Below are 12,132 nucleotides of genomic sequence, written 5' to 3'. Positions count from 1 at the left end.
GTTATTTTTTCGTCTCCGGTTTTACCGTTTTCTTAAAAGTATCCGTCTTTTTATCATAACCGTAGGGACAATGTTTACAACCACTTTTGCAGCAATATCCCCGTTTCAGGTGGTAGGCTTCTGTAAAAACTTTATAGCCCTGTTCGTTATAATAAAAGTCTTCGTGTTCTTTGATGATTTTCTGGTACATAAGTTAAATCAGATTTCCTGAAATTAATATCTTTGTTTTATGATACTGGTTTGCCAAAGACTTCTCAAAAATACAAAAATTTCAGGGATTACTCTTTTCCCGTTTATACTTTTGAAACGGCCGGAAGACTTGCACAATAAAATCCTGATCAATCACGAGAAAATCCATATGCGCCAGCAGGTAGAACTGTTGTTAATTTTCTTTTATCTCTGGTATGTGCTCGAATATTATTATTGGTACTTCAAATTAAAAGACCATTTCCTCGCCTACAAATCCATCTCCTTCGAGCGGGAAGCCTACGCCATGGAAAACGATTTAAACTACCTCGTCTCCCGAAAAGCCTGGAGTTTCTGGAAATATATTTTGGATTAATTTTTATTTGGGCGCACATTTCCGCCCTCCACTCCCAATCTTTTGTTCGTTCCTCACAAAAGGATTTCCTTTCAGGTCGGGGCGCAGATTGGGCAAGAAAGAAAATTACTTTTTAAAATAGAGTATTTTTCAAAGTTGTATAAAATTAATTTCCTCCAAATCTTGAAACTTTATGGAACGGATTTCTTTTATAGTTTCTTCAGCGTCTGCAAATAACTTTCCCCATTCATCACAGGAATCATTGCATTTTTAAAATCCTTTTCATTTCTAGTAACAATCAAATCACAATCAGAAGCAAGTGCGCTAAAATATTGCATCGCATCTTCAAAATCTTTAAAATCAGAATTAATTGCTTTTTCAATGACTTCATCATCCATCAAGGAAATGGAGCAGAGCACTTTAAATTTTCTAATTTTCTCCAATGCTATTTTCGTGTTTTCATATTTTGAAAGCAGATAATAAGTATTAGAAATTGAAGTAGGCGAGGTGAAAATTTTAATTTTCTTGTGATCCGCCAAAGTCATAATCTTTGCTGCAGGTTCGTATAAACCTTCTCTTTCCCCCAGAAAGTCGATGACAATATTGGTGTCTAAAAATATACTTTGCATTTTACTGATATTTTTTGTCTAAATGATCAGTATAATCTTCTCTTGAAGTTTTCCAATCTACATCAGCAGGAATACTTTTTCCACTCGAAATACTTTTCACAAAAGGAGAAATCTCAAAATCATCATTTTGTTCTTTAGTAATCGAGTCCAAGTAATTTTCAATTAATCTTGATAAACTCAACTTTTTAGTCGACGCGTATTTTTTCGCACGTTCAATAACGTGTTCATTTAATTTGAGGGTGAGTTTAGAATCCATAATATAATTTATACGTACAAATATAATGATTTTATACGAAAAATTATATAACTTTCTGTAATTAAGATTTACAAGATATCTTTTTTGAGAAATAAAATCTTTACGTCTTTTCTTTAAAAAGAAATCAGTCTTATTCTATTTCATCAATTATTCCCGAACTTTGCACCAATGAAAATTCCCACTATTTCAATTCCCATCACCCAAATTCCTCTTCAGAAAAACATCCAACTTTTTCTGAAAAGAGAAGATCTCATTCATACTCATATTTCAGGGAACAAATACTGGAAACTCTTTTATAATATCAATTCCTATATAGATCAAAATCCCGCAAATCTTTTTATTATTACTTTTGGTGGAGCCTTCTCTAATCATATTGCGGCTGTTGCTGCCTTAGGAAAAGAGTTTCAATTGAAAACTTTAGGAATTATTCGAGGTGATGAACTTCAGGATAAATGGCAGGAGAATCCAACTTTAAAACTGGCACATCAAAACGGAATGGATTTTCGGTTTGTGAGTCGGGAAGAATATAAAAACAAAGAAAAATTAACCCAAATACTGGAAAAAGAATTCCCCCATGCTTTAATTATTCCGGAAGGTGGAACCAACAAAGATGCTGTGGAAGGGATTAAATTCATGCTCACTGAGGAAACAAAAAGATTTGATTATCTTTGCAGTGCAGTAGGAACTGGTGGAACAATCGCCGGAATTTCTAAGTTTGCAAAAGAGAATCAAAAGATTTTAGGTTTTAAAGTTGTTGACGATCAGTCCTTATATAATAAGGTGTCGGAACTTTCAACCAAAAATAACTTTGAACTGATAGAAGCACATGATGGAAAATATGGTAAAATAACCGACGAAAATATTCGTTTTATCAATGACTTCAAACAGAAATACAGAATTCAACTCGATCCGATATATACGGGAAAGATGATGAAGAAGTTATTCGAATTGATAGAAGAAGATTATTTTCCGGCAGGAACAAAAATACTGGCTTTTCATACGGGCGGCTTGCAGGGAATCTCTGGAGCCAATGAATTGCTGAAAAAACAGAACCGCAGGTTAATCGATATTAATTGAAATATGATATAGAACATTACAGGTTTTAAAGTCATTAAATATAAAATATGAAGAAAGTATTTTTTGCTCTCGCAGTTCTCTTATTTGCGAAATTCAACGCTCAAGGTTGGAAAACAGACGAGCAATATATTCAAAAGTTTGCGAAATATGCGGTAGAGGAAATGGAAAAATATAAAATTCCTGCTTCAATTACCTTAGCACAGGGACTTCTGGAAACTGGTGGCGGACAGAGTCGCTTGGCGCAACAGGGAAATAATCATTTCGGCATTAAATGTAAAGAAGACTGGACGGGCAAAACCATGACCCACACCGATGATGCACCAAACGAGTGTTTCCGTGTGTATGATGATCCGCGGGAATCGTATGAAGATCACTCTAAATTTTTGGCATACCGAAAATATTACGTGAATCTTTTTAAACTCGATATGAATGATTATAGAGCCTGGGCACACGGTTTAAAGAAAGCCGGCTATGCGACCAATCCAAAATACGCTTATATTCTCATCGATAAAATTGAGAAAAATAGACTCTATGAATTCGATAAAGTGAATTCGAAGGAAGTGAATTATGCCATTTTGAAAATGTATCCTGATTTGAAGAACGACCGTATTTTTATGGCACAGTTAGAGCAGAGTCAGACAAGTTCAAAACCTGTTACGGTGAAGGTTCCGTATGAGCAGACTTCTTATGCACAACAGAAAAAAAATGTAGAAAAAATTGTAACCAAAGCCGAAACACTTAATTCCATTTTAATTAAAAGTCACCCGAATGGCGGTAAAAAATTCGTGATCATTCCAGATGATATTGATTTAGCAGCCATCTCGAAAAAATTCCAGATTACAGAAGCCGCTTTGATGAAATGGAATGAACTCGATGGGACTCAATTAAAAAGAAATGAAATTATATTCCTCGAAAATAAATCCTCAAAAGGAAATGTAGCGACCTATAAATCTCAGGCAGGCGAGTCGATGCACGATATCTCTCAAAAATTCGGAATTAAACTGAATAAACTCTATGCTAAAAACCGGATGGATTTTGGGCAGCAACCAAAATCCGGACAACTTATCTACCTTCAAAGCAAAAAGCCAAGAAAGTAAGACAGTTAGTAAATGTTAGGCAGTAGGTGGTAGAAATTAGATTAATCATTTTTAAGATTTAATTTTCAACTATCAACTATCAACTATAATCCTACAAACTAAAACCCATTAACTACAACCTAAATGTTATACCAAAGAAGTTCTGCTTTATTCGACGAAGCATACCAATATATTCCGGGCGGTGTAAATTCTCCCGTTCGTGCTTTTAAATCTGTAGGCGGCGTGCCAATTTTTATGAAAGCCGCAAAAGGTGCTTACCTGACTGATGCCGACGATAATCAATACATTGATTATATCAATTCCTGGGGTCCGGCCATTCTGGGGCATACGCATCCTGAAGTTTTAGAAGCCATTAAAAAACAGGCAGAAAAAGGTTTTTCTTACGGAACTCCAACCGAGTTGGAAACTGAAATTGCAAAGTACATTGTAGAAAATGTTCCCAATATTGATCAGATCAGAATGGTTTCATCCGGTACAGAAGCATGTATGAGTGCCATTCGTTTAGCGAGAGGATTTACGAAAAGAGATAAATTTATCAAGTTTGAAGGTTGTTACCACGGACATTCCGATTCTTTTTTAATTAAAGCAGGGAGTGGAATGGCAACTTTTGGAAATCCAAATTCCCCCGGAGTTACTGCGGGAACTGCAAAAGATACTTTACTCGCCAGATATAATGACATCGAACAGGTTGAAGATTTGTTCCGATTAAATCAAGGCGAAATTGCAGCAATCATCATCGAACCGGTTGCGGGAAATATGGGTTGCGTTTTACCAGAAAATAATTTCCTTCAAAAACTGAGAACACTTTGTGATGAAAATGGAGCACTTCTTATTTTTGATGAGGTAATGACCGGATTCCGTTTAGCGTTTGGTGGTGCACAGGAATTGTACGGTGTGAAAGCAGATTTGGTGACTTTCGGAAAAGTAATCGGTGGCGGACTTCCGGTTGGTGCGTTTGCCGGACGAAATGAAATCATGGATCATCTTGCGCCAAAAGGTGCAGTTTACCAAGCCGGAACTTTGAGCGGAAATCCTTTGGCAATGCGTGCAGGTTTAACGACTTTGCAACTCATTAAAAATGATGAAAACTTTTACCAAAATATTGATAAAGCCACTGAAGTTTTAGATTTCGAAATCGGAAAAATATTGAATCATAAATCGATTCCGCATCGGATTAACCGAAAAGGTTCCATGATGAGTGTCTTTTTCCATGTGAATGCGGTTTCTAATTTTGATGAAGCAGCCAATGCAAATCATGCTTTGTTTAATAATTTCTTTCATCAGTTATTGGCAAAAGGAATTTATTTGCCGCCAAGTGGTTATGAAACCTGGTTTATTTCTGATGCGATTAAAGACAAAGAAATCGACCAAACTTTAGAAGTTATTCGAAAGTTTGAGTATTCTTAAATTTTTTAATATTATCAATTAATTACAACAGTCAAAATATTTTTGACTGTTTTTTTTTATTCCTTATTTCTAATGATGTTTTCCATCGCTTTGATATTTCTTCAGTTTCAATGAAATAATGTTGTAATTTTGATTAATAAAGGTTTTTATTTAATTGATTGGTAATCAAATGGATGTCCGCCAGAATCCATTATTCAATCTTTTTTTGAACTCTTTCTAAATGCATAACAGGTCCTTTAATAATAACCATTAAAAACACAAAGCCATGTCTGTATTTATTTTAAGCAATAGAAAAATCGTAATAGAAAACGGTAAAGAATCTTTTTCAAATGAAGAAGTTTCCGTTCCTAATTTCAGACTCGCCAAGTGTAATTTAGATAACTGGAAAGAACCAACGAAGGAAGAACTAAAGAAAAAGAATTATAAAGATCGTGCAATCTTAGATTATAAACTCCTGTCTGAACCTCAAAATAGTGGTTATGAAAATGTTCTGGAAGTTCTGAAAAAAGAAAAAAAACTTGTCGAATCCAAATTAACAAGCGCCAATCTGGGTGGAACGCAGCGAATGTTTTATGACCTCTATAAAGAAATGTCGGCTACCAAACAAAGGAACGATATTCTCATGTTTATTCATGGTTACGCCTATACTTTTGATGAAGAATTACAAGCGATTTTGGAATTGAAGAAACTCTATATTGATAACCCCAAATCGCCTGTCAATCATATTTTATTCATTAGTTGGCCAGCGTCGAGTTCGGTTTTTCCGTTGACTTATTTTGATGATAAAGCAGCGAGCATCAATTCTGGAAATTCCCTGCTGCGGCTTTTCTATTTTTACACCCAGTTTTTAAAAGATGTTTTTGCCGATAAAGATTTGGTTCCGTGTTATCAAAGAATTCATTTGATGGCGCACAGCATGGGAAACCGTTTGTTACAAAGCATGTTGTACAGTTTGAAAACAGAGAATATCTCTCGCGTTATCGATCAAGTTGTGCTGTTGAGTGCCGATGTTAGTTTTCGCGTTTTTGAAGAGCAAGAAGAATCTTTCATAAAACTTCCGAAGTTGGCCAACCGAGTAACTGTGTATGTTAATCGGAAAGATGCTGTTTTAGGAATATCTCAATTCTCTAAAAATATTCTTTCGCCCAGATTGGGTAAAATGGGACCGAGCGAATATTCGAAAATTCAAGATGTAATTTCTGTCATCGATTGTACGGAGGTCAAAAATGATTTAAATACCAATTTTAAATTCCAGGTTGGAAATCACTGGAATTATCTTTCCAGTTCATCTGTTCAGGCGGATGTGATTTCGGTGCTGAATGATACCGATCAAAGTTTGATCGCAAAAAGGAAGAAGGTAAATGAGCAATTGTATTTTTTGGCTTAACAGGTATATAATTTCTAAATAAATCACTGCGACATTTATTTGAAGTTATCTGTTTTGAGTTATAATCTAACTTAATTCATAAGTGTTATAATAAGATCAATAATTTGAACTACTTATTTCTAAAATTTAAATTTTGAATTTTCATTCCTGTCTTTTTTTAACTGAATACATGATGAAAATCATGTATATTTTTTGTGGGGTAAAAACGAATATTCAATATCCTATGTGAGGGGTTTTCAAGCGATTGGTAATCTTTTTTTTGAATTTAAAATAGTAAATAAAGATATAATTTATGATTGTAACTGCACAAACTATTATAAGCCACAAAATAAAAACGTAGATTGCAGTCGCAAATAAATGGAAATTTCTTTCCAAAAAAAACACAAATTTTGAAAGGTCAACAACAAAAAAAACCAACTGTATATTATGCAGCGAAGAGTCATTTTTTTAGTATTCGCCTTTTTAACATTCAACTTTCCATTGTTTGGACAGAATTTCTGTAATGCGGTAAAAATAACAGATAATCTGGGTAATGAAGATCCCATCATCGATTGTAGTTATCCGCTACAAGGTAATTGCCTGAATTTAACGGCAAATTATCCTACTTTTTTTGAGACTAATTCTTATGAAGTTTCTTCGGAAAACTTCACACCGTACAGCGATTTTAATTCTGGTACTCCATTGAATGCTAATGCGGATGATTTGTTTTTTGATAAAATAAAAATCCCTTTTAATTTTTGTTATTTCGGTAAGAATTACAACGAGGTTATTGTAGGGAGTAACGGTGTTCTTACGTTTGACAGTTCGCAGTTAGGGAAAGTTAACTATCCGAATGTAGAGGAATTAAATCCAAGTATTGCGTTGCCTAAAAATAGTGTTTTTGGTGTATTCAGTGATTTGGTTTTTTCAAAAGATGACGATTCTGAAGTCTATTACAGTATCATTGGAACTGCGCCTTGTCGTAAACTCGTAGTGAATTTCTACAAAGGAAGAGTGTTGGGTTGTGCACAAACGGTGACTTCTCAAATCGTTCTTTCAGAAGGTTCTAATATCGTTGAGATTTTTGTCGAAAATAAACCATTGCTCTGTCCTGAAGCAAAATTTAAAAACTCGCTGATAGGAATTATTAATTCAGAATCTACAGTTGGCTATTCTCCCGCCAGCAGGAATTCTGGGATTTGGGAAGCGCAAAATGAGGCCTGGAAATTTGCGCCAAGTGGTAATGCTATAACTCCACAAATTTCATGGTTTAATGCTACTAATCAAATGGTAGGTTCTAGGAATACCATAAATGTTTGTCCAACCAAGAATGAAATTTTTACAGTAAAGGTTTCCTATCCCGTTTGTGGAAATTTCAATTATATTTTAGAAGATACGTCTGCTGTGACCTTTGCATCGGATTTTCCGCTAGCCAAAAACTTTACTAAGATTTTCTGTGGAGACACTACTTTCAATGTTAATCTGGAGGATTACAAAACTGATTTAACTCCTCAAAATCCAAATAATTTAAATTTTACTTTTCATAATTCTTTGAGTGATGCCCAAAATGGAATAAATCCACAACCGATAAATTTTATTTTAAACAGTAACAGAATTTTCCACGTTCGGGTTCAAAATCAGTCTGATCCCAACTGTTTTAGAATCGCAGTTTTAAATCTGAATTTGATTTCGCAAAGTTTGCTTACTTCAACTCTTGATATCTGCGACATCAATAACGATGGTGTTGAAAATAATTATCAATTATCACTATTCAATAATAGATTATTTACATCTCCTATTAATGGTAGTATTCATTATTTTTTGTCTCAAGCCGACGCCGATAATAATACCAATGAAATCACAACTGCTAATCTTGTGAATAATGCAAAGCTTTATGTCAGTTACAAAACATCAACTTGCAGTCAGACTTTTGGTCCGGTAACGATTCGTTTTAGACCTGCGCCATCAGTTAGTTCTCCAATCGATTATATTTTTACGACCTGCGATTATTTAGGAGATCTTACAGAGGTTTTTGCATTTAATGACATTTTAGGCCCTTTGGTGACCTCTGATCCAAGTCTTATTTTAATTTTTTACGAAACCTACGATCAAGCATATTCTGGTTCAGGATCACCATTAACCACGATTAGAGAAGGACGATATCAGGTTTTTGCACGAGTTGAAGTTCCTGGTGGTTGTTTCAGTATCGCAACCATTAATCTGGACATTACGTTTACAAAAATTGAGGCCAAAGATGACACGGTATATCTTTGTTTTAATGGAGTTGATGATATTAATGTTAATTTAAATGATTACGCACCGGAAATGTTACTTCAACTTCCTGTCGGAATCACAACCAGTTATTTCTTATCCGTAGAAGATGCAGAAGCAGATACTAATCCTATTTCCAATCTTCAAACGATTACGGAAGATGGTAATTTTATTTCGAAAACTTTTTATGTTAAATTTTCAGATGCCACAGATTGTTATGCGGTAAAAGCGCTAACGATTAATTTGGTTCATGTAATCATTAGTCAGTCTCAGTTTAATATTTGTGATTTTAATAATGATGGTCAGGAAAATGTAGTTCTATCCACTTTGAGCAATCGAATTGTGAGCGCGCAAAATGCTACGGTCTCTTACTTTACTAATCTTACGGATGCTGAGAATAATACCAATGCAATTACTCAATTTGAAATTCAGAATACGGCGAAACTTTTTGCAAGAATTCAGTCATATAGTTGTTTTGCAGTTTTTGAGATCGACTTGAATTTAGTTTCAACTCCAATAATCAAAACAGTTGTTTCGGTGGTACTTGATTCTGTCTGCGATAATAATAATGACGGTTTTGAACCTGTTGACCTCACCAATTTTCAGGCGGAAATTTATACAGGTGTAGATTCAGTTAACTTCGAATATTACACGGGATATAATTCCAATAATAATTCTTTGACTGGTTTAATTAGCAATCCTAACGAATTTGTTATTCCTAAAAACAGCATTGTTTATGTGAAAGTGGCTTTAGCAGGCGGTTGTTATTCAGTAAGTACTTTAAATATTCAGTTGAATTTTTTACCAGTCATTATTTTGAAAAGTGCAGCGCTCAAAAAATGTGATTATGATTTTAATCTCAATGAATCATTTGATTTGAATGAAGCCTTGCCGCAGTTATTTGCTCAAAGCGAAAATACGTACTCACTTGGCGATATTGCAATTACCTATTATGAAACACAAAACGCTGCAAATGCTGGGATTGCGTCTACGCAAATCTTTTCGCCAGTCGTTACTATTATTTCCAAAAAGATAGTTTGGGCCAGATTTACGTCGAAAACGATTGGGTGTTATTCTATAGCGCCTATCGAGTTGCAAACCTATCTTCCGCCAAAAGCAATGAATTCTGTGATTGCAAATATATGTGATGATAATCTTGACGGACTGTACGATGTGGATTTAACCAGTTTTACAGACTATATGGTTTATACCCAAAGTGCAGATAATAATTTCAGTTTCTTCCTTTCTAAAATGGAGGCTGATACCAATAAGAATCCAATTGTAAATCCTGAAAAATATAGTTTTGATCCTTCTATTACTAAAGTTTGGGTGCGTGTAGAAAATATTCCTGGGTGTTTTGATACCGCAGTTATTGATTTTAATTTAGGCACAACAATCACTTTTGATAACAAGGGTCCGTTTTTAATTAATGAGTGCGATTCGGGAAATGACAGTGTAGAAAATATCAATTTAACTCAGTTTGAAAAAAATATTTACATGGGTAATGCCACATTTGAATATTATCCAACCTTCCTGGATTTGAATAATGGAACGAATAAAATTTCAACTCCAGCAAGTTATTTATTTAATGAAAACTCGGGGTCTCAAAAAATATTTGTAAAAGTAAACACTACAGGTTTCTGTCCTGGTTTTGTGGAAATTAATTTGAAATTAAAGAAAACACCCATGTTTACTTTGCCAATTTATTATTTCTGTCCAGATGGTTTTGTCGATGTTAAGCCTGATCTTTCCAATCTAAATCTCGTCAGTTATGAGTGGAAAAATCCTGCCGGAGAAATTGTTTCGACTACTAAAGAATTAAAAGCAGTTAAAACTGCTGGCATCTACACTTTAAAGGTTACTGCTGCTAATAACTGCACCTTCACAACTGAAGTGCATGTGAAAATGTATGAAGTGCCCATTATCACTAAATTACTGCCGAGCGGAAACTCTTATACCGTAATCGCCACAGGTAGCAAAAAGATTCTGTATTCTATTGATGGCGTCAATTATCAGGAAACAAATACTTTCTATAATTTGCCTTATGGCGTGGTGACTTTCTATGTAAAATTTGAAGGCTCAGATTGTTTGGGTGTTATTAAAAAAGGATTGGTTTTAAATATTAAAAATGCCTTTACTCCAAATGATGACGGAATTAATGATACCTGGATTATTGATGATCTCAATGTTTTCGATGGTGAAAAAGCCAACATAAAAGTCTTCAACAGATTCAAGGAAAAGATTTTCGAGCAGGAAAGTGCTACCCGTTTAGAATGGAATGGTAAAACTTTATCTCGAGTAGTGCCAACTGATTCTTACTGGTATGTTTTGACTTTAGCCGATGGTAGAGTTTTTACCGGTTGGGTTTTAGTGAAAAATAGAAACTAAGATAGTAAGTTGTAACATCAGTTTTTATAAAAGAGATTTCAATTTTTTGAGTTAAGAAATTTCAGTTCAATATATTTGCACCATGAAATTATATGACATTATCATTATTGGTGGCGGACCAATTGGTTTGAACTGCGCATTGGAAGCAGAGAAAGCAGGATTAACCTATTTAATCATCGAAAAGGGAACGATTGTAAATTCGCTCTACCATTATCCGTTGTATATGACTTTTTTCTCGACCGCAGATAAATTAGAAATTGCAGATATTCCTTTTATTTCTACAGCGCCAAAGCCGGGTAGGAGAGAAGCATTGGAGTATTACCAGGGAATTTCACGCCATCGAAAAGTCAATATTAATTTATATGAAGAGGTTTTAAAAGTCACTAAAGAAGATGATTTCTTGGTGGAAACTTCTAAAAATAAATACCTCGCAAAAAAGGTAATCATTGCAACGGGTTTTTATGATATTCCAAATTTAATGAAGGTAAAAGGCGAGGATTTACCAAAAGTAAAACATTATTATACAGAGCCTTATCCATACGCAAATCAAAAAGTAGCAGTTATTGGCTCCAGTAATTCTGCCGTTGATGCTGCTTTAGAAACTTACAGAAAAGGCGCAGAAGTTACGATGATTTTCCGGCACGCCGAGATTTCTAAAAGTGTAAAATATTGGGTAAAACCAGATATTGAAAATCGAATTAACGAAGGAAGTATTAAAGCATATTATAATTCGGAAGTTGTGGAGATTATACCGAATTTAATTATCATCAAAGACGAACATCAAAATATTGTGGAAATAGAAAATGATTTTGTTTTAGCCATGACCGGATATTTGCCCAATTTTGAATTTCTAAAAAATTCTGGGATCGAACTTCAGGGTGAACATCTAAATCCTTTTTACAATGAAAATACAATGGAGACGAATGTTCCGGGATTGTACTTAGCCGGCGTAGTTTGTGGTGGAAAAGACACGCATCTTTGGTTTATAGAAAACTCAAGAGTCCACGCAGAACTTATTATAAAAGATATTTTAAATAAGATTTAATTTTTTTAACCGCAAAAGAGATCAAAGAAAAATTGAAATGGTTGATTGAATAAAA

The 12,132-nt window shown here is 34.4% G+C and carries 10 protein-coding genes; 7 read left to right on the top strand and 3 right to left on the bottom strand.

Annotated features, from left to right (window positions below):
- Window position 1: 1 nt before the first annotated feature.
- Window positions 2-190, bottom strand: coding sequence for a DUF5522 domain-containing protein (locus tag PUH65_RS07280; protein WP_305519219.1), 189 nt, complete (start codon window positions 188-190; stop codon window positions 2-4).
- A 39-nt stretch (window positions 191-229) separates the two neighbouring features.
- Here PUH65_RS07280 and PUH65_RS07275 point away from each other — a divergent pair, with 39 nt between their 5' ends.
- Window positions 230-562, top strand: coding sequence for a hypothetical protein (locus tag PUH65_RS07275; protein WP_305519218.1), 333 nt, complete (start codon window positions 230-232; stop codon window positions 560-562).
- A 188-nt stretch (window positions 563-750) separates the two neighbouring features.
- Here PUH65_RS07275 and PUH65_RS07270 read toward each other — a convergent pair whose 3' ends face one another.
- Entirely contained in the window at window positions 751-1,170 is a 420-nt protein-coding gene (locus PUH65_RS07270; RefSeq protein WP_305519217.1) for a PIN domain-containing protein, read from the bottom strand.
- A gap of 1 nt (window position 1,171) precedes the next feature.
- Entirely contained in the window at window positions 1,172-1,426 is a 255-nt protein-coding gene (locus tag PUH65_RS07265) for a DUF6364 family protein (RefSeq protein ID WP_305519216.1), read from the bottom strand.
- Between the two features lie 168 nt (window positions 1,427-1,594).
- Between PUH65_RS07265 and PUH65_RS07260 the strand changes: the two genes are divergently transcribed.
- From PUH65_RS07260 to PUH65_RS07235, 6 genes are all read left to right on the top strand, one after another.
- Complete coding sequence (locus PUH65_RS07260; RefSeq protein WP_305519215.1) at window positions 1,595-2,503, top strand: 1-aminocyclopropane-1-carboxylate deaminase/D-cysteine desulfhydrase; 909 nt, start codon at window positions 1,595-1,597, stop codon at window positions 2,501-2,503.
- A gap of 47 nt (window positions 2,504-2,550) precedes the next feature.
- A complete protein-coding gene (locus tag PUH65_RS07255; RefSeq protein WP_305519214.1) occupies window positions 2,551-3,600 on the top strand; it encodes a glucosaminidase domain-containing protein in 1,050 nt (349 codons plus the stop codon).
- 123 nt (window positions 3,601-3,723) lie between these two features.
- Window positions 3,724-5,007 carry a glutamate-1-semialdehyde 2,1-aminomutase gene (hemL, locus tag PUH65_RS07250; protein ID WP_305519212.1) on the top strand — a complete coding sequence of 428 codons (1,284 nt, stop codon included), beginning with the start codon at window positions 3,724-3,726 and terminating at the stop codon, window positions 5,005-5,007.
- Window positions 5,008-5,272: 265 nt separating this feature from the next.
- Window positions 5,273-6,394, top strand: coding sequence for an alpha/beta hydrolase (locus PUH65_RS07245; protein WP_305519211.1), 1,122 nt, complete (start codon window positions 5,273-5,275; stop codon window positions 6,392-6,394).
- Window positions 6,395-6,820: 426 nt separating this feature from the next.
- Window positions 6,821-11,032, top strand: coding sequence for a T9SS type B sorting domain-containing protein (locus tag PUH65_RS07240; protein WP_305519210.1), 4,212 nt, complete (start codon window positions 6,821-6,823; stop codon window positions 11,030-11,032).
- 82 nt (window positions 11,033-11,114) lie between these two features.
- Window positions 11,115-12,077 (top strand): YpdA family putative bacillithiol disulfide reductase, encoded by a 963-nt coding sequence (locus PUH65_RS07235; protein WP_305519209.1) that lies wholly within the window; start codon window positions 11,115-11,117, stop codon window positions 12,075-12,077.
- The last annotated feature ends 55 nt before the right edge of the window (window positions 12,078-12,132 follow it).

Origin of the sequence: Kaistella sp. SH40-3 (assembly GCF_030686865.1) — a bacterium.
Lineage (GTDB): Bacteria > Bacteroidota > Bacteroidia > Flavobacteriales > Weeksellaceae > Kaistella.
Note: the sequence above shows the minus strand (reverse complement) of the source record. Positions and strands in the feature narration are given on the sequence as shown.

Excerpts from the sequence above, each read along its gene's own strand:
- PUH65_RS07270 (WP_305519217.1), bottom strand. The coding sequence starts at position 1,170 with ATGCAAAGTATATTTTTAGACACCAATATTGTCATCGACTTTCTGGGG.
- PUH65_RS07240 (WP_305519210.1), top strand. The coding sequence starts at position 6,821 with ATGCAGCGAAGAGTCATTTTTTTAGTATTCGCCTTTTTAACATTCAAC.
- PUH65_RS07235 (WP_305519209.1), top strand. The coding sequence starts at position 11,115 with ATGAAATTATATGACATTATCATTATTGGTGGCGGACCAATTGGTTTG.
- PUH65_RS07275 (WP_305519218.1), top strand. The coding sequence starts at position 230 with ATGATACTGGTTTGCCAAAGACTTCTCAAAAATACAAAAATTTCAGGG.
- PUH65_RS07280 (WP_305519219.1), bottom strand. The coding sequence starts at position 190 with ATGTACCAGAAAATCATCAAAGAACACGAAGACTTTTATTATAACGAA.
- PUH65_RS07255 (WP_305519214.1), top strand. The coding sequence starts at position 2,551 with ATGAAGAAAGTATTTTTTGCTCTCGCAGTTCTCTTATTTGCGAAATTC.
- PUH65_RS07265 (WP_305519216.1), bottom strand. The coding sequence starts at position 1,426 with ATGGATTCTAAACTCACCCTCAAATTAAATGAACACGTTATTGAACGT.
- PUH65_RS07245 (WP_305519211.1), top strand. The coding sequence starts at position 5,273 with ATGTCTGTATTTATTTTAAGCAATAGAAAAATCGTAATAGAAAACGGT.
- hemL (WP_305519212.1), top strand. The coding sequence starts at position 3,724 with ATGTTATACCAAAGAAGTTCTGCTTTATTCGACGAAGCATACCAATAT.
- PUH65_RS07260 (WP_305519215.1), top strand. The coding sequence starts at position 1,595 with ATGAAAATTCCCACTATTTCAATTCCCATCACCCAAATTCCTCTTCAG.